This is a genomic window from Curtobacterium sp. ISL-83, assembly GCF_018613895.1.
Taxonomy (GTDB): domain Bacteria; phylum Actinomycetota; class Actinomycetes; order Actinomycetales; family Microbacteriaceae; genus Curtobacterium.
Window position 1 is genome coordinate 640,134 of the sequence record NZ_JAGGPH010000007.1, and the last position, 18,285, is coordinate 658,418.

General features: G+C 68.3%; 14 protein-coding genes. 7 read left to right on the forward strand and 7 right to left on the reverse strand.

What is annotated here, in order from left to right:
• The first annotated feature begins 29 nt into the window (after positions 1–29).
• From J7E22_RS07545 to J7E22_RS18160, 4 genes are all read left to right on the forward strand, one after another.
• A complete protein-coding gene (locus J7E22_RS07545; protein WP_214980336.1) occupies positions 30–1,787 on the forward strand; it encodes an RHS repeat-associated core domain-containing protein in 1,758 nt (585 codons plus the stop codon).
• Positions 1,784–2,167 carry a hypothetical protein gene (locus J7E22_RS07550; protein ID WP_214980337.1) on the forward strand — a complete coding sequence of 128 codons (384 nt, stop codon included), beginning with the start codon at positions 1,784–1,786 and terminating at the stop codon, positions 2,165–2,167. The genes J7E22_RS07545 and J7E22_RS07550 overlap by 4 nt, the downstream gene beginning before the upstream one ends.
• Positions 2,168–2,868: 701 nt before the next feature.
• Positions 2,869–3,078 carry a hypothetical protein gene (locus tag J7E22_RS07555; protein ID WP_214980340.1) on the forward strand — a complete coding sequence of 70 codons (210 nt, stop codon included), beginning with the start codon at positions 2,869–2,871 and terminating at the stop codon, positions 3,076–3,078.
• A 246-nt stretch (positions 3,079–3,324) separates the two neighbouring features.
• The gene (locus J7E22_RS18160; protein WP_214980342.1) at positions 3,325–4,164 is read left to right on the forward strand and encodes an RHS repeat-associated core domain-containing protein; all 840 of its coding nucleotides are present in this window, start codon (positions 3,325–3,327) and stop codon (positions 4,162–4,164) included.
• Here J7E22_RS18160 and J7E22_RS07565 read toward each other — a convergent pair.
• Positions 4,135–4,746 (reverse strand): TetR/AcrR family transcriptional regulator, encoded by a 612-nt coding sequence (locus tag J7E22_RS07565; RefSeq protein WP_214980343.1) that lies wholly within the window; start codon positions 4,744–4,746, stop codon positions 4,135–4,137. The genes J7E22_RS18160 and J7E22_RS07565 overlap by 30 nt on opposite strands.
• Positions 4,747–4,848: 102 nt before the next feature.
• Between J7E22_RS07565 and J7E22_RS07570 the strand changes: the two genes are divergently transcribed.
• Entirely contained in the window at positions 4,849–5,745 is an 897-nt protein-coding gene (locus tag J7E22_RS07570; RefSeq protein WP_214980345.1) for an SDR family oxidoreductase, read from the forward strand.
• Between the two features lie 41 nt (positions 5,746–5,786).
• Here J7E22_RS07570 and J7E22_RS07575 read toward each other — a convergent pair whose 3' ends face one another.
• The 6 genes from J7E22_RS07575 to J7E22_RS07600 form a co-directional block, all read right to left on the reverse strand.
• Positions 5,787–7,880, reverse strand: coding sequence for a glycoside hydrolase family 76 protein (locus J7E22_RS07575; protein WP_214980347.1), 2,094 nt, complete (start codon positions 7,878–7,880; stop codon positions 5,787–5,789).
• Between the two features lie 184 nt (positions 7,881–8,064).
• Complete coding sequence (locus J7E22_RS07580; protein ID WP_374193261.1) at positions 8,065–9,081, reverse strand: carbohydrate ABC transporter permease; 1,017 nt, start codon at positions 9,079–9,081, stop codon at positions 8,065–8,067.
• Positions 9,078–10,058, reverse strand: coding sequence for a carbohydrate ABC transporter permease (locus J7E22_RS07585; protein ID WP_374193262.1), 981 nt, complete (start codon positions 10,056–10,058; stop codon positions 9,078–9,080). The genes J7E22_RS07580 and J7E22_RS07585 overlap by 4 nt, the downstream gene beginning before the upstream one ends.
• A complete protein-coding gene (locus J7E22_RS07590) occupies positions 10,055–11,434 on the reverse strand; it encodes an ABC transporter substrate-binding protein (RefSeq protein WP_214980351.1) in 1,380 nt (459 codons plus the stop codon). The genes J7E22_RS07585 and J7E22_RS07590 overlap by 4 nt, the downstream gene beginning before the upstream one ends.
• A 2-nt stretch (positions 11,435–11,436) precedes the next feature.
• A complete protein-coding gene (locus J7E22_RS07595) occupies positions 11,437–13,245 on the reverse strand; it encodes a glycoside hydrolase family 13 protein (protein ID WP_214980709.1) in 1,809 nt (602 codons plus the stop codon).
• A gap of 121 nt (positions 13,246–13,366) precedes the next feature.
• Positions 13,367–14,374 (reverse strand): LacI family DNA-binding transcriptional regulator, encoded by a 1,008-nt coding sequence (locus tag J7E22_RS07600; protein ID WP_214980353.1) that lies wholly within the window; start codon positions 14,372–14,374, stop codon positions 13,367–13,369.
• Between the two features lie 168 nt (positions 14,375–14,542).
• Here J7E22_RS07600 and J7E22_RS07605 point away from each other — a divergent pair, with 168 nt between their 5' ends.
• Both J7E22_RS07605 and J7E22_RS07610 read left to right on the forward strand, forming a co-directional pair.
• Complete coding sequence (locus J7E22_RS07605; RefSeq protein WP_214980355.1) at positions 14,543–17,041, forward strand: discoidin domain-containing protein; 2,499 nt, start codon at positions 14,543–14,545, stop codon at positions 17,039–17,041.
• 635 nt (positions 17,042–17,676) lie between these two features.
• Positions 17,677–18,234 (forward strand): TetR/AcrR family transcriptional regulator, encoded by a 558-nt coding sequence (locus J7E22_RS07610; RefSeq protein WP_214980357.1) that lies wholly within the window; start codon positions 17,677–17,679, stop codon positions 18,232–18,234.
• Positions 18,235–18,285: the final 51 nt, after the last annotated feature.

Genomic DNA, 18,285 nt, shown 5'->3' on the forward strand with positions numbered 1-18,285 from the left:
CATCCCCCGGAACCGGGTCCGCAACCGCCGTGCAAGCCGATCGCACCTACACGCGGAACAACGCTGGCACGATCACCTCAGCTGCCGTCACCGGAGCGGCCGGCACGGAGACGCAGTGCTACTCCTACGACCAGCTTCAAGAGCTCACCGAAGCGTGGACACCGAACAGCAGCAGCTGCGCGACCGCCCCCTCCAAGACAGCGCTCGGCGGCCCCGCCGCTTACTGGAACAGCTACACGTACGACACCGCAACCGGCAACCGCGCCGCCGTCACACAGCACGGGGTCGGCACTGCTGCGGACCAGAGCAGCACGTACTCGTACCCAGCCGCTGCGTCCACGAACCCGCACGGCGTGCAATCGGTAACCGACAGCGCCTCCGGAACAGTCGACGCCTACGGGTACGACGCCGACGGAGACACGACCACGATGCCCGGCCAGACGTTGACCTATGACGCCGACGGACGAATCGCCACCGTCACGAAAAATGGCAAGACCCAGTCTGACGTGTACGACGCCGACGGCACGCTCCTCGTGCAGACCGACCCGGACGCAGGGACGACGCTGTACCTCGGGAACACCGAAGTGCACAAAGCAGCCGATGGCACCGTCACCGCCACCCGCACCTACTCCCTCGGCAGCACCGCCGTCGACGAACGCACCACCGAAGGTGGCAGCAACAAAGTCTTCTCGCTCGACACCGACATCGACGGAACCGCGGACCTCGAAGTCGGGGCCAGCGACCAGTCGATCACTCGACGATGGGTCGACCCGTTCGGCAGCGAACGCGGCACCGCAACGGCATGGTCGTCACCGCACGGGTTCCTCAACAAGAGCGAATCCGCACTGACTGGACTCGCGCAGCTCGGAGCACGCGCCTACGACGCGACCCTCGGCCGGTTCCTCTCCGTCGACCCAATCTTCGCGCCAGACAATCCCCAGCAAGACAACGGATACAGCTATAGCGCGAACAACCCGATCACGAACGCAGACCCGTCGGGCGCTTGCTATCTTGCAGTCGGGGACTCGATTGACTTCCACACCAACTGCTCCGGCGGTACGCAGCACATCACTTCGCACGGGAACATCTCCGCGCCTGGCGTGTATGGAGGTCCTCCTAAGGCAGCAGCATCAGGAGGTAAAGCACACAGCGCGCCGTGGGCATATGTTTCGCCGCATGTACGGATCGGCAAGGCCAATCCCTACTGGAAGCAACTTCGCTCACTATACAACAGTGAAGCAAAATATAACAACGAAGGCAAGGGTGGGGTCACTTCTTTCGAACAGGAACTTGCGACGCTGCAAGATGTGTGCGTCTCCCACCGAAAGCAATGCGGGGCACTGGCAGGCCAGCTCGGGGATGCAATGGTCCCTCTCAAGGAATTGAACCACGGGAACGAAATTGATGGCGCTCTTTCCGCCGGCGGCCTGTGGTACATCTACAAGAGCGGTGCAGCTCAGGTAGAGGCTGACAGGGAAGGCGTTACCAACATCTACCGAGTTGTGGACGACGGGGAGGCTGCTGATATCGCGAGGCAGAACGGTTTCCGGAATGACTATGAGAAGGGATCGGCGGAGTCGAAGTATTTCACAACCGCTGAGGGTGCTCAGAGCTACTTGGGCAAGGTTCAGCAGTGGAATGATGCTATGATCGTCAGGACAACGATCCCGAACTCGTTGTTGAGCCGAAGTGTAGGGCCCGCTGTTGACGGCGGAATTCCAACCATCATGGTAAGCGAAAGCGACCTATGGATGCTCGGCGCACCAGAATTCATGGAGCACGAATGAACGAGCCCGAAGTGTCTGCGGTTGCGCGAGTGCAAATCGCTTTCCGTCCTTTCCGAGGGACGAACCTGCCGCGGCCGACCGCACCCCGTGGGACAGAAGAACATCCGTGGGTGCGGTGCATCTATCGGTCCGAAGGGGGCGCGACCGATGTGCAGTTGATGACGGGGGCGGCTCAGCTTGATCCGTATGTGCTGTACGAGGTCGATGCGGTCTTTTTAAACTCGGAGTTCGCGCTTGCCCATATTCGCGAGGGTGAGAGCTTTGATGTTCCATCATCGGGATCCCCGCTTGGCCTCGGCAAAATGCTGCGTTGGGTGAGGGGCTATGCAACCGGGGTTCAGGCTGTCGGCGATGCCCGTGCGCTCTTCGGTGATCGCTGAGGGCCACAGGGGCATGCGTCGATTCCAAGCCATCAGCATCGCCGGCTGCGCGAATTGTCGCATTGGACACGCGGGCAGCGAGCGTCCTCGATCGGGTGCGTCCACTCTTCGGCCCACGGCGTCGCAGCAGGGCACTAGCGGTTCGGCAGCCATCATCGATAGCAACCCATGGATTTGACTACCATTTATTCATCCTCGACGGTGGCGCGACCGGGAATCTCCGGCAAACGTTTCTCGGGGCGTACAGCGCCACTGCGCGCGTCGCAAAGGTCGACGCCAAGACGCGACAGGCGACAGGCGACAATCCACTTCTCCGGCCACAACGCTTCAACAATCCAGTCCGCGACCCGCCCACCGATTATCGAGTGCACTCCGTTTTGGGAGCACTACATCGGTGAGCAGGTGAATGGTGTTTCCACAAGTGGTCCGCTGTCGGAAACGGATCAAACCTTCGAATGGGATGAGAAGGTGTCATATTGAAGCGGCGAGTTGCCGTGATGGCACTTCTTGCTGCGGCTGCACTAACACTGTCGGGGTGCTCGTCAAAGGTACAGCCGCCAAGCCTGTCGACCGTAACGGGGAAGTGGACCGGAGACGGTGGCGCTAGTTTACAAGTTGAATCGGACGGCACGATCAGTGCGGGGCGGCTCCCTCGCAATGTTGTTGACGCCTCTCAGCGCACTTCGAGAGGCACGGAAGAAGTGGAGGGCAAGCTCATCGTACCGAACGGCGACAACGCCTCGAGTTCGTACTATCCGACCGTCCTCGTGATCATCAACGAGGCTCCCAATCATCCGAGGGGCCTGTCTCTCAGTGCGGAATATCATCCAGGCAGTCCCGCAGGGCTCATTTTCCCGCAGGGAGATATTGAATCTGGCAGCACGTTCACCATGAAGAACGTGAACGGCTGATCCGGAGATCCCCCGATCCTTGGCGCGGGCACAACGATCGAAGGCAATGCGGGTGACTCGCTACAGCAAAAGAACTTTTACCGTAGCCCCGGGCCACTGAACGGAGCGTATCGTCGCCGCAAGATACTTACACGCGCGCGGTCTCCGGGTGCGTCGCCGGGGACCTACCCGCCGGCGTCACGACCACGTTCCCGCTTCGACGCAGGGGTTCGGCGCGACGACAGTACGACCGGCAACCGCACGGCGGTGACGGAGCACGGCATCGGCGGTGCTGACGACGTGACCTCGACCTCCTCGTACCCGGAAGCAGGGACACCGAACCCGCACGCCGTGCAGTCCGTCACCGACAGCGCCGTGGGGAGGGTCGGCGCCTTCGGGTACGACGCCGACGGGAACACCACGACCACGCCGGGGCGGACGCTCACCTACGACGCCCTGGGGAGGGTCGCGACCGTCACGAAGGACGGGGCGACGGAGACGGACGTCCACGACGCCGACGGCGCGCTCCTCGTGCAGGCGGACCCGAACACCGGCACCACCCTGTTCCTCGGGAACACCGAGGTCCACAAGGCCACGGACGGCACCGTCACCGCGACGCGCACGTACGTGCTCGACGGAATCGTCGTCGACGAGCGGACCACGACCGGTGGGAGCAACAAGGTGTTCGCGCTCGACACCGACGTGGACGGTACGGCGGACCTGGAGATCGGAGCGACCGACAAGTCGGTCACGCGTCGGTGGTTCGATCCGTTCGGGAACGCTCGGGGGACGGTGCCGGTCTGGTCGTCCCCGCACGGGTTCCGGAACGCCGGCGGGTCGGCGGGGACCGGGCTCGTGCAGCTCGGTGGGCGGGAGTACGACCCGACACTCGGTCGGTTCCTGTCCGCTGTGGCCTGTCCGGCTGGCGGCCCGCTGCTCGCCAACGGCTACAGCTTCCGCGCGAACGACCCCGTCACCGACACGGACCCGGAGGGCGCGTGCACCGACGGCCAGGTCGACCGCGCCACGACGCCGGACCACGAGGCGCCGCTCGGCAGCGTCTCAGCGGCTCAACCGTCAGGCGTCCCGCACCAGCCCCTTCCCTGAGCGGGACGGCGACGTCGTTCGGCTGGCGGGGAACGACGTCGCGAGCAGGTCGAACGCGGCGGAGATGCACGTGGAGAGGTCAGCGACCGGCGATGCGATCCACCGGCCGGCGGCGTGGTGGAACGCGGTCCAGCACACGGAGCCGATGAGGTCAGCTGCGTCCCGTGATTCCCCCCGCTCGTGGAGCGCGTTCGCCAGCGCGCTCGCCATGGCCGCGCCCTTGGCCAGGTCCCGCTCGAGCAGTGCGGGTGTGTGCGCGATGATCCGCAGCCGTGTCACTCCTGCGTCGCGGTTGTCCTCCAGGAGGTGAGCGGAGTCGAGGAACGCGTGCTGGAGCGCCTCCACCGGTGCGGTGCCGTCCGGCTGAGCCAGGACTGAGGCCACGAGCGCGTCGCGGAGGGTTTCCTGGCCGTCGAACAGCACTTCCCGCTTGTCGGGGAAGTGCCGGAAGAAGGTCCGGTCGTTCACCCCGGCCCGCTCCGCGATGTCCGCCGTGGTCGTCGCGTCGTACCCGCGCTCCGTGTAGAGCTCGAGCGCGGCCTGCTGTAATCGCTGCCGCGCTGCGGCTCCACTCCTCGGCACGTGCCCAGGGTACGGGTACCTCGCACTGTTGCGCCCGGATCTGGCACAACGTAGTGTCAGTTTCTGGCGCAACGGCGTCGGTCACCGAAGGAGCAACCTGTCATGCACGTGTTCGTCACCGGGGGGACCGGCCAGACTGGTCCCGCGATCATCCGCGAGCTGCTCGCCGCGGGCCACACCATCAGCGCACTGGCTCGATCCGACCGCGCGACAGGGACCCTGGAGGGCCTCGGTGCCGTCGCGGTACCCGGGTCGTTGGAGGACCTGGACGCGCTCGCCTCGGCCGCGCACGCGGCCGACGGTGTCGTGCACATGGCGTACGGCGGTGACTACGCCGACCCAGAGGGGATGATCCGCCGTGAGGTGAACGCGATCACCGCGATGGGTACGGCGCTCGAGGGCTCGCAGAAGCCGTTCGTGGTCACGTCGGGCACCCTGGTCCTGCCGCACGGTCGAACGGCGTCCGAGGACGGCGAACCGGACCGGGCCGGGCCGGCCGCCGCTCGACTCGCGGGTGAGGACGCCTGCCTCGCCTTCGCCGAACGGGGTGTGTGCGCCGTGGTCCTGCGCCTCGCACCGACCGTGCACGGCCCGCGCGACCACGGCTTCATCCCCATGCTCATCGCGACGGCGCGGGAGAAGGGCGTCTCGGCTTACGTCGGCGACGGCGCCAACCGATGGCCCGCGGTGCACCGCGACGACGCCGCACAGCTGTACCGGCTCGCCGTCGAGGGCGCGCCGGCCGGGAGCATCCTGCACGCGGTCGCCGAGAACGTCAGGTTCGTCGACATCGCCACGACCATCGCAGAGCGCCTCGGGGTCCGCACGACGTCCGTGACGCCGGAGCAGGCGTCGACGCACTTCGTGAGTCCGTTCATGGGACTGCTCTACGGCGCGGACGCCCCCGCGTCGAGCAACCGCACGCAGGGACTCCTGGGTTGGACCCCCACCCACAACGGGCTGCTCGACGACCTAGCGAACGGCGACTACCTCCGGTGACCGACCGTCGCCAGCTCGAGACGGTAGCGTGACCGCTCCGCTCATCCAGCCGCGGTCAGCGCCCCCTTGTCCGTCCCCAGCGCGAACACGTGCAGCAGCCCCTGATCGGCCCGGGTCGGGAGCGTCACCGACGCCACCGTCTTGCCGGCCTGCAGCGCGATCGTGGTCGTGTACAGGTGCGTCCCGAGCCCCTGCGACGACCCGCCCGTGCTGTTCCGGTACTGCGTGGAGGCGGCGACCCCGTTGCCGAGTGACGGGCTGCCGGCGGTCCAGTCGGTGAACCCGAGCGTGGCCTGCTGGGTGGTGCCGTCGGTGTAGGTGATCGTCATCGTCCCGCTGGACGGACCGTTCGTCGCCGACCCCATGACGCCGAGCTCGGTGGCTCCGGTGATCGCTGGGACGGCGAGCACCTGTCCGGCGGCCACCACGTTGTCCGCTTGCCCGGCGGCGCCCGACCAGCCGTACTGGACGCCGTCGCTCGTGACGGTCGCGCCCGGGGTGAGACCACTGGCGGCCAGGGCCTCGGCCGAGTAGCTGAACCCGTAGCCGTCCAGGTTCGCCGTCGCCTGGTTCGCGTCGTCGGAGATGCCGGTGTTGTCGAAGTACGGGGCGAGGTCACCCGGCCGGGCAACGAGGACCGAGGTGGTGACCGACGGAACCGCACCGGCCGTGCTCGAGAACGCGAAGGTGACCGGGAACGTGCCGTCGGTGGCGCTCCCGGTGATCGCGACCCGGGTGCTCGCCGAACCGCCAGCGCGGACGACGAGGGTGCCGGACGCCGGACGCACCGTCAGGCCGGCCGGGGCACTCGCCGTCCAGTGCACGATCTGCGTGCGGCCCTCGACGGACTGGACGCTGAGCGTTGTCGTGCCCGACGTGCCCGGTTGCACGGCCACCGAGGAGGGACTGGTCGATCCGGTGGCGGCGTAGACGGGCGCGCTCTTCGCGAGCAGTGCGTAGATCTCGACCATCGGCGCCGTCTGGTTCACCGGCGACTCCCCGCCCGAGGCGTCCGGGTCGTTGAACAGCCCGTTCGGTTGGCGGTCGGTCACCCAGGCGGTGTCGGCGTAGGCCGCCGCCATCCGCGCGTAGCTCGGGTCGTGGTTGATCGCGGCGAGCCCGAACAGGTTCCGGAAGAAGATCGCGTTGAACACGTCGGGCTGGTGGTACAGGTTGCCGCCGGTGCCGTAGTACCTGACCGAGGCGGTCGCTGTCTGCTCTGCCTGCTGCAGGTACGTGCGGTTGCCGGTGCTCCGGTAGAGCAGCGTGCCCGCGCCGATCATCGTCCCCTGGTTGTAGCTCCACAGGGTCTGGTCCACGCTGCCGTCGGGGTTGAGGTGGTCGTAGTACATCCCGTTCGCGTTCATCGTGCAGCTGCGGACCCAGTCGTACATCCGGGTCGCCCACGTCAGGTAGTACGGGTCACGGGTGACCTGGTAGATCTCGAGGCCGACCTCGGCGTTCGGGGCGTTCGAGATGGTGTTCCGCGACGAGTTCGCCGTGTCCTCCCAGAAGACCCCGCCGGAGCACGTGGCGGTGGAGTCCGTGTCCCACCCGTTGACCGCGAACCGGAAGGTGGCTTCCGCCTGCGCCAGGTCTGTCTTCCGGTGGTCGATCGCGTACTGCTGCAGGAAGTCCAGGCCGACCCAGGCGTTGTCGTCGTAGTAGGTGGGCTGGTCCGGTCCGAGGGGCGGCATCACGCCCGACGCGTAGGCCGGCGGCTGCGCCGCACCGGTGGGGCTGGTCTCGTGGGTGTTGTAGTAGTCCTGGATCCCACGGTCGCGGGCCTGGAGGTCGCGGTCGAAGTGGTGCCCGACGCCGGGGAGGGAGGCCACCGCGTTCGTCGCCGCGAATCCGTTGACGAAGTCCCAGAGGTACCCGTACGGCTCACGCGCATCGCTGCTCTTGTACAGCTCGTGCGCGGGGTCGTAGAGGTTGTCCTGCAGCGCCCGGTAGGTGTCGAGTGCGCGCTGCGTGTCGACGGGGTTCTGTCTGTTCGCGGCGACCGGTGGCTGTCGATGGTCGGCGGCGGCGGCCGCGGAGGCGGCCGGGGCCCCTCCCAGGAGGGCGAGGACTGCGACCGTGGCCGTGCCGGCCACCACCGCCCCTGCTCGAGTACGTGCGCTTCGCTTCACGATGGCTCCCTCGCTCCGGTCATCGTCGACACGGAGATCGTTCCAGACGCTAACCGCCTGCCCAGGGACACGTCAAGGACGAGACGCGACCAGATGGCGGACGGGAGGATCGTGGCACTGTGCCCCGCTCCTCCCGTCCAGCGCGCCGGACCGGGGGCACTGCCGCTCGGCAGGTGCTCGCCGATCAGCCCTTCACGGCACCCCCGAGCCCGGCGTTCCGCAGGAACATCCCCTGGAACGCCAGGAACAGCACGATCGGGATGAGCGTCGAGATGGCGAGTGCGGCCAGGTAGACGTCGAGCTGGATCGCGCTCTGCAGTTGAGGGAGGCGCACCGACAGCGGCTGCACACCGGGATCGCGGAGCACGAGCATCGGCCAGAGGTAGTCCTTCCAGGCGTTGATGACCGCGAAGACCGACACCACGCCGAGGATCGGCTTCGACATCGGGAGCACGATCGACCAGAACAGCCGGACCGGCCCGGCGCCGTCGGTCCGAGCCGCCTCGAACACCTCGCGCGGCAGGTTGTCGAAGAACCGCTTGACGAGCAGCACGTTGAACGCGTTCGCGCCGGCCGGCAACCACACCGCCCAGTACGTGTTCATCATCGAGGTGCCGATGACCGGCGGGTGCAGGATCGTCAGGTAGAGGGGGACGAGCAGCACCACGGCGGGGACGAACAGCGTGCCGAGGACGAGCGCGTTCAGGACGGGTGCGTACCTCGGGCGGAGGACGGACAGCACGTACCCTGCGGTCGTCGCGACGAGCAGCTGCACCGCCCACGACCCGAGCGCGACCCAGAGCGTGTTCGCGAACTGGGCCCCGATGCCGACCGTGCTCCACGCGGTGACGATGTTCTGCCAGTCGATGCCGTGCGGGAACAACGCCATCGGCGTGCGCAGGGTGTCCTGCGTGTCGGTGAGCGCCGCCTTCCCCAACCAGAGCAGCGGCAGCAGCCCCGCGATGACCACCGCGATCAGCAGGACGCCGTGCAGCGAGTTCGTCGTCCACCGGATGCGGCGGCGGGAGCGGTCCGCCCAGGACAGGATTCCGCGGTCGGTGGCGTCGTCACCGCGTTCGCGGCGGGTCGGACGGGAGGCTCGTGGTGCAGCCGTCCTGCCGGCTGCGGATCCGGACGGCGACAGTGGGGCAGCGCCCTCGGGCGAGCGGCTCGCGGTGTCGGACGGTGCGGTGGCGGTCAACTGTCGCTCCATGCCTTGGTGATGCGGAAGTACACGATCGAGAGCACGGCGAGGAACGCGGCGAGCATGATGCTGAGCGCGGTCGCCGCCCCGTAGTCGCCGCCGAGGGAGTTCTGGAACGCGTACTGGTAGATGAGCTGCAGGATCGTGATCGTCGAGTTCGCCGGGCCGCCGCCGGTGAACAGGAACGGCTCGAGGAACACCTGCGACGTGCCGATGATCTGCAGGATGAGCGTGACCAGCAGGACGCCGCGCAGCTGGGGGAGCGTGACGTGCCAGATCTTCCGCCAGATGCCGGCACCGTCCAGCTCGGCCGCGTCGTACAGCTCGGCGGGGACGCCGGACAGCGCGGCGAGGTAGATGATCATCGTCGCACCGGCCCCGGCCCAGGTGGCCTCGAGGACCAGGGACGGCATCGCGGACGACGCCGACTGGATCCACGGCTGCGGCGCGATGCCGACCCAGCCGAGGATCGTGTTGAAGACCCCGGTGGGCGAGGCGTCGTAGAAGAACTTCCAGAGCAGGACGGCGACGACCGGCGGGACCACGACGGGCAGGTAGGCCAGGGCGGTGAACAGCCCGCGGAAGCGCTTGACCTCGCTCATCAGGACGGCGAGCACGAGCGGCAGGGGGTACCCGAACAGGAGCGCGAGCAGGGCGAACCACCCGGTGTTCCGCACGGCCGTGAGGAAGAGCGGGTCCTGGAACACGGCGGTGAAGTTCGCCAGGCCGACCCAGGTCGCCGGCGTCACGAGGTTCGTGTGCTGGACGCTCATCACGATCGCCTGGACGATCGGCGACCAGGAGAACACCCCGAACACCACGAGCGTGGGCACCAGGAAGAGCAGGGTCGTGAGGCCGCCGCCGCGCACCCAGGTGCGGACGGAGCGGGGGCGGCGACCGGACGCCGAGCCGGGCCGGCCCGGGGACGCGGGGTGCGCCTCCAGACCGGCCCCACGGTGGGAGGTGACGGTCACTTCGCCGCGTCGACCTTCGCCTGGATCTTCGTGTCCACGTCGGTGAGGAGCGTGTCGATGTCCGCGTTCTCGTCGGTCAGGACGGACTGCACGACCGAGTCGAGCGCACCGTAGAGGTCCTGGGTGGCCTTGGCGGGCTCCGGGACGATGTCCTGGTCGAAGATCTTGTCCGTGAACGGCGCCACGTTCCGCAGTGGGATGTTCACCTTCGACTTGATCCAGGACTGCTGCTCGTCGTAGGTCTTCTTGTCGAAGACCGGCAGCGAGGGGACCCCGACCGGCTGCTTCGAATCAGCGAGGACCGTCGCATCGGCGAGCGCGTCCTTCTGGTTGGTCAGCTTGGAGACGTAGTAGAACGAGATCCACTTGACCGCCGCCGCCTTCTGCGCGGCATCGGCCTTCGGGCTCACCGCCGCCACGTTGCCGCCGGAGAGGACCCCGGCGTTCGCGCTGTCGGTGAGGGGGATCGTGGCGAGGCCGTAGTCCTTCGGGTCGAAGCCGTTCTGCTGGACCAGGCTGGTCAGCACGTCGGACCCCGACGGGTACATCGCGACCTGACCGGCGGCGAACGCCTGGTTGATGCCCGACCAGTCGTAGATGAAGTTGCTGCCCATCGAGTGGTCCTTCCACCGGAGGTCGTGCAGGTACTGCAGCGCTGCCTTCGTCTCGGGGTTCGCGGTCTTCACGACGGTCTTGCCGCCCTTCGGGACCTCGACTCGGCCGCCACGCGCGTAGGTGGTGGTGGTGAGTTCCCACCCGCCGGTGTTCCCCGAGGTCATCTGCATGTAGCCGGCGGTGCCTGGCACCTTCTCCGAGATGGTCTTCGCGTCGGCCCGCACCTCGTCCCACGTGGTCGGTGGCTTGTCCGGGTCGAGGCCGGCCTTGGTGAAGATCGCCCGGTTGTACGAGATGCCCATGCCGTACGGACCGTAGGGCACGCCGTACAGGTGTCCGCTGCTGTCCTTCGCGACGTCGAGCACCTTCGGGTTGAACTTGCTCGTGTAGTCCTGCTGCTTCAGTTCGGTCGTCAGGTCAGCCAGCTGGCCGTTCTGCAGCAGGGTCTTCGAGTCGGTGAACGGCACGTTGAAGACGTCCGGGAGCGTGCCACCAGCGAGCTGCGAGGCGAACGTCGCGCCCGTCCACTGGTACTCCTCGGTCTTCACCGTGATCTTCGGGTTCGCCTTCTCGAACGCCTTCACGCGGTCGTCGAAGGCCGTGAACGCAGCCTTCGTGCTGCCCGGGATGAGGCTCGCGACCGTGATGGTGGTCTTGCCGTTGGTGTCGGCGGCGGTGCCGGTGGACGAGCAGCCGGCGAGGAGGCCGACGCCGGCGATCGTGGCTGCGGCGAGGGCGAGTGCCCTGGAGGGTGACTTCATCGTCAGTTCCTTTGCTGGGTGGTGTGGACGGGCTGGTGCTGGGTGGGTCGATCGTGCTGGGCGGGTTGATCGTGCTGGTTCGGGGCGAGCCAGACCGCCGCGTCACTCGGGAGCGTGCCCCCGGACGTGTCGGCACTGGCGAGGAGGGTCGTGTGGTCTGCGGGGAGGGCGACGGGGTGTCGGCTCAGGTTCACGACGCAGACGAACCCGTCGCCGCGCGCGAAGGCGAGGACCTCCTCCTCGCTCGACAGCCACGCGAACGACTCGTCGTGGTGCAGGCGCTCGCGGCGGATCCGGATCGCTTCGCGGTACAGCGCGAGCATCGAGTCGGGGTCGTGCTCCTGCGCCTCGACCGTGTGGGTCGCCCAGTCCGCGGGTTGCGGGAGCCAGGTGCGGGCGGTCGCGCGCACCTGGGCGGTCGCGGTCGCGTCGCGCCGCGCGCCACCGCTGAAACCGTAGGGAGGCTCGGTGCCGGACCACGGGAGCGGCACCCGGCAGCCGTCGCGGCCGGGGTCCACCCCGCCGGATCGCCGGTGCATCGGGTCCTGCAGCGCGTCGAGGGGGAGCCCCTCGACCTCGGGCAGGCCGAGCTCGTCGCCCTGGTACAGGTAGAGGCTCCCGGGCAGCGCGGCGGTGAGCAGTGCAGCCGCGCGAGCACGGCGGGTGCCGAGCGCGAGGTCGGTCGGCGTCCCGAACCGCTTCGCGGCGAACGAGAACCCGCTCTCCGCGCGGCCGTAGCGCGTGACCGGGCGCGTGACGTCGTGGTTGCTGAGGACCCAGGTCGCGGGTGCGCCGACCGGGGCGTGCGCCGCGAGCGTGGTCGTGATCGATTCGCGGAACGCTGCCGCGTCCCAGGGGCGCGACATGAAGTCGAAGTTGAAGGCGGTGTGGAGCTCGTCCGGGCGCAGGTAGGCGGTGAACCGGTCGGTGTCCTCGAGCCAGATCTCCCCGACGAGCGCGCGGGTGCCCGGCGCCGCGGTGGTGCCCGCACGGCTGCCGTCGACCGCGCCGATCGCGCCCGAGTAGGCGTCGGCAACGCGGCGCCATCCGCGGTAGATCGCGTGGAGCTCGTCCCGGTCGGTGTTCGGGTGTTCGCCGGGGGCCGGGCGCTCCGGGACCTCGGGCAGCTCGCGGTCCTTCACGAGCAGGGCGGCGGAGTCGATTCGGACCCCCGCGACGCCGCGGTCCAGCCAGAACCGCAGGATGCTCTCGTGCTCGCGCCGGACGTCCGGGTGGTCCCAGTTCAGGTCGGGCTGCGCCTGGTCGAAGAGGTGGAGGTACCACTGGCCGTCGCCCGTCTGTGTCCAGGTCGGGCCGCCGAAGTTCGACGTCCAGTCCGTCGGGCGGCTGTCAGGGTGTGCCGGATCGACGTCACGGAACCAGAACCGTTCCCGCTCCGGACTGCCCGGGCCGGCGGCGATGGCCTGTCGGAACCACTCGTGGTCCCGGGAGACGTGGTTGGGGACGACGTCGACGATGGTCCGGATGCCGAGCGCGAGGGCGTTGGCGATGACCGACTCGGCGTCCTCGAGCGTGCCGAAGTCGGGGTGGACCCTGCGGTAGTCGGCGACGTCGTACCCGCCGTCGGCGAGCGGTGACGCGTACCACGGGGTGAACCAGATCGCGTCGACGCCGAGCGCGGCGAGGTACGGCAGACGCTGGCGCACGCCTTCGAGGTCACCGGTCCCGTCACCGTTGCCGTCGGCGAAGCTGCGCGGGTAGATCTCGTAGATCACCGCGTCCCGCCACCAGAGGGGGTCTGTGAGCCGGTCGGTCGAACGGGCGGTCCCCGTGTCGAGCAGGTCGGTCATCGTCGTCTCGTTCCCGCCGACCTCGGTGTCGGCGGGCATCAACGTACAGCGGACGACAGATTCACGCAAGAACTGAACAACATCGTCGGACAAACTCGTGCGCCGGGCAGGGAGTGCCCGTTCAGCGCTGGCGCGGGGCCGTGCTCGCGCGGACGACGAGCTCGGGCTCGAAGAGGTACTCGTCCGGAGCCGCGGCCGAGTCGCCCATCTGCGACACGAGGAGTTCGATGACCATCCGGGCCATCGGGTCGATCGGCTGGCGCACCGTGGTCAGCGGCGGGTCGACGGAGTTCATGAGTGCGGAGTCGTCGTACCCGATGACGGAGACGTCCTCCGGGACGCGGAGTCCCGCCCGCCGGACCGCCCGCACCGCGCCGAGGGCCATCAGGTCGCTCGCGCAGACGATCGCCGTCGCACCCGCTGCCACGACGCGGGTGGCGGCCGCCTGCCCCGCTTCGAGCGAGTAGTGCGCGTGGACGACCAGGTCCTCGTGAATCGGGACGCCGGTCCGGACCGCCGCCCGGGCTGCGCCCGCTGCCTTCCGTTGCGAGGGGATGTGCTCACCCGGGCCGAGCAGGAGGGCGATGCGCTCGTGTCCCAGCTGCGCCAGGTGGGCGTAGGCCTGTTCGGCAGCACTCTCGTCGTCGGAGGAGACGGTGGCGAAGCCCGAGGACGGGTACGCGCCGTTCACCAGGACGCCGGGGATGCCGAGACCGCGCAGGCGCTCGAAGTGCTCGTGGTCGGCGTTCGTCACCGCGTGGCTGCCGGACATGAACACGACGCCGGCGACCTGTTGCTGGAGGAGCAGGTCGACGTACTCCGCCTCGGAGATGCCCCCGGCGGTCTGCGTGCAGAGCACCGGCGTGAAGCCGTTCTGGGCGAGCGCCGCGGCGACGACCTCCCCGAACGCCGGGAAGATCGGGTTCTGCAGCTCCGGCAGGAAGAGCCCGACGAGTCGAGCACGGTCACCCCGCAGCTTCGTGGGTCGCTCGTACCCCAGGACGTCGAGCGCGCTGAGGATCGCCTGCCGGGTCTGGTCGGACACACCTGGTCGGCCGTTGAGGACACGGCTGACGGTGGCTTCGCTGACGCCCACCTTCTTGGCGACATCGGCGAGGCGGCGGGACATGGAGCAAGTCTAGGGAGTCGTTTCACGCAAGAACTTGACAGGGTATTGCAAATTGACACGCACTCGGTCTAGTTTGAGCGCGCCGTCCCCGATCGAGGGTGATCGGAGGGCTCCCGAACGGTCACGCACGGCGCTCGTCGTGCGTGCCGCACGTCGAAAGGAACAACGATGTTCAAAACGACCACGGCCCTTGCGCTCTGCGCAGCGGCAGCCGTGCTCTCCGCGTTCGGGGCCATCGCTCCCGTCCAGACCGCGGAGGCGGCGTCCACCGCCACCGGCGGTGCCGGGGCGTCGCTGCCGTACCAGGAGGTCCAGGCCGAGGCCGCGACCACCAACGGCACGGTCATCGGACCGAGCTACACCCAGGGGCAGCTCGCCGACGAGGCCTCCGGCCGCAAGGCGGTCACGCTCTCCGGCGTCGGGAAGTACGTGCAGCTCACCCTGCCGCAAGCCGCCAACTCGGTCGACGTCCGGTACTCGGTGCCGGACACAGCCGACGGGTCGGTGTACTCGGCTCCGCTCGGGCTGTCCGTCGGGGGGACGAAGCAGGCCGACCTGTCCCTGACGAACGCCTACTCCTGGTACTACGGCGGCTACCCGTTCTCGAACCAGCCGTCGCAGGGCAGCCCGCACCACTTCTACGACGAGGTGCACCGGCTGCTCGACAAGACCTACCCCGCGGGCACCACGATCACCCTGCAGGTCGATGCGGCGTCCGCAGCGTCGTCCATCACCGTCGACCTCGCCGACTTCGAGGCCGTGGCCCCGGCGTCGACGCAACCCAGCGGCTCGAAGTCGGTGACGGACTACGGCGCCGACGCGACCGGGGCGAAGGACTCGAGCGCCGCGTTCACCCAGGCGATCGCGGCGGCCGGTGCCGGCGGGACCGTGTGGATCCCGGCCGGGACCTTCCAGGTGAACCAGCACGTGATGGTGAACAACGTCACGGTGGCCGGCGCCGGGATCTGGCGGTCGACCGTGACCGGCAACGGGGTCGGGTTCTACGGGAACTCCGCGCCGAACCCGTCCACGAACGTCAAGCTCCACGACTTCGCCATCGTCGGCAACGTCCAGGAGCGGAACGACTCGGCGCAGGTCAACGGCGTCGGCGGCGCGATGTCGAACTCGACGGTGTCGAACCTGTGGATCGAGCACACCAAGGTGGGCGCGTGGATGGACGGCCCGATGGACGGGACGACGTTCTCCGGTCTGCGGATCCGTGACACCACGGCGGACGGGATCAACTTCCACGACGGCGTGACGAACTCGACCGTGACGAACTCGGACCTCCGGAACCTCGGTGACGACGGACTCGCGACGTGGGCGGACACGAACGCCGACGCGAACGACACGTTCTCGAACAACACCGTGCAGCTGCCCATCCTGGCGAACGGGATCGCGATCTACGGCGGTCACGACAACACGGTCTCGGGCAACCGGGTCGTGGACGCCGGCATCAACCAGGGCGGCGGCATCCACGTCGCGCAGCGGTTCAACTCGACGCCCCTCGGCAAGACGACCGTCTCCGGCAACACCATCGTCCGTTCGGGCGACCTCGACCCGAACTGGCAGTTCGGCGTCGGCGCGCTCTGGTTCGATGCCCGCGACGCGGCCGTCAACGCGCAGATCGCGGTCTCGAACCTCGTCATCCAGGACAGCCCGTACGAGGCAGTGCAGTTCGTCTCGGGGAGCTCGATCCAAGGGGTGAGCCTGTCGAACGTGACGATCCAGAACGTCGGGACCTTCGCCGTCCAGAAGCAGGTCGCGGGCGCGGCGACGTTCACGAACGTGACGGCAACCGGCATCGGCGGACCGGCGGGGACGTACGACTGCGGGGTCGGGTTCACGATCACCGACGGCGGCGGCAACTCCGGGTACGGCACCCAGTACTGCGGGCCGTGGCCGGCGTCGAACCTCGGCGGATCGGGCGGTGGCGGGTCGAACCCCGCGGCGCTCGCGCTGAGCCCGTCGTCGCTGTCCTTCGGTTCGACGAACGTCGGGTCGTCGTCGGCGGCGCAGACCATCACGGTCAAGAACACCGGTGGGGCGACCGCCTCGATCTCCGGTGTCTCGGCGAGTGGTGACTTCGCGCAGACGAACACCTGCGGTTCGTCGCTGCCCGCAGGGGCGTCCTGCTCCGTCTCGGTCACGTTCAAGCCGACCGCCGCCGGGTCCCGCACGGGCACCCTCGCGGTGAGCGGATCGGCCAGCACGAGCGCCGCGCTCTCGGGCGCCGGCGTCGCGACCTCCGGGACGAACCTGGCGCTCGGCAAGCCGGCCTCGGCGTCGTCCTCGACGGACGTCTACGGTGCGGGCAACGTGACCGACGGCAACACGTCGTCGTACTGGGAGTCGCAGAACAACGCGTTCCCGCAGTGGGTCCAGGTCGACCTCGGATCGGCACAGTCGGTGTCGACCGTGACCCTGAACCTGCCGCCGAGTTCAGCCTGGGGCGCCCGCACCGAGACGCTGAGCGTGCAGGGGTCGACGGACGGTTCGTCATTCTCGACGCTCAAGGCCTCGGCCGGGTACACCTTCGACCCGTCGACGGGCAACGCCGTCCGGATCTCGGTGCCCACGACGTCGGTGCGGTACGTGCGCATCGCGATCACGGGCAACACCGGCTGGGCAGCCGGTCAGGTGTCCGAGCTCGGCGTCTTCGGGTAGGCGTCGGGGACGGGAGGCGCGTTGCGGCCCCCGCAACGCGCCTCCCGTCCGCCCGTGGGAGGGATTCGGATCTCGACTTGCCCCAACAAGGTGAGTGAGTGTACAGTCACTGATATGCGCCACCACGGCGGCGGGCTCGCCGCCGGAGGAAGGCGGGGGTCGATCACCAAGTGAGTGAGTAATCACTCTCAACGAGAGGAAGCGCCATGAAGAACGACATCACGATGCGATGGGTCGCACTCATCCCGTTCGCCGTCCTGGTCGTCGGCCTGTTCTCCGCCTGGGACTGACCGGCCGGCGAGCACCACACCACCACCCGCACACCGAATCAACGAGGAGTACGCACATGAGCACCAACACCGCAGGAACCGCCATCTGGACCCGCAAGAAGATCGCCTGGTGGGTGACCTTCGGGGTCCTCTGCCTCAGTACCATCGCGATGCTCGGCGCCTGGGACTGATGCGTCGACCCAACGGGGCGGACTGGCGATCGCCAGTCCGCCCCGTTGTCGTTCCCGGACCGTCCGCTGTCGAGCCGGCCCGTTCGCGGGTGCGGACGGTCGGTGAGTACCCGGTCGGAAATCGATCGGGAAAAAGACTTGCGGGAGCGTGGAGAGTGACTGTACAGTCACTGCCATGAACACGAACACACTCTCCACCGCCGAGGTCCGGCGGCCGGTGGTTGCCGAAGCGGCGCTCCGCGAATTCGCTCCCGGCGGCTACCACGGGGCAACCGTCGCCGACGTGGCCCGGGAATCCCGGATCTCGCCGGCCTACGTCTTCAAGCTCTTCCCGAGCAAGGAGTCGCTGTTCGTCGCCGCACTCGAGACGTGCTTCGCGAAGGTGCTGGTGGCCCTCGCGGACGGCGCCGACCGGGCCGAGGGAGCCACACCGCAGGCAGTCCTGGACGAGATGGGGATCGCGTACGCGGAACTCATCCGAGACCGCACCCTGCTCATGCTGCAGGTGCACGCCCAGTCCGTCGCCGAGGTCCCCGAGATCGGCACGGCCCTCCGCGCCGGGCTCGCGTCCGTGACCGAGTTCGCCCAGCGTCGTTCCGGCGCCGACGACGTGGCCGTCCAGCGGTTCATGGCGTACGGGCAGCTCTGCCACCTCATCGTCACCGCACAGATCGACGACCTCCCCACGGAGTGGGCGCGGTTGCTCGCAACCGGTATCCGCCACCCCGCCTAACCATCCTCTTCTTTTTGCCCGCAAGTGAGTGATCAACCACTCTTCACCGTC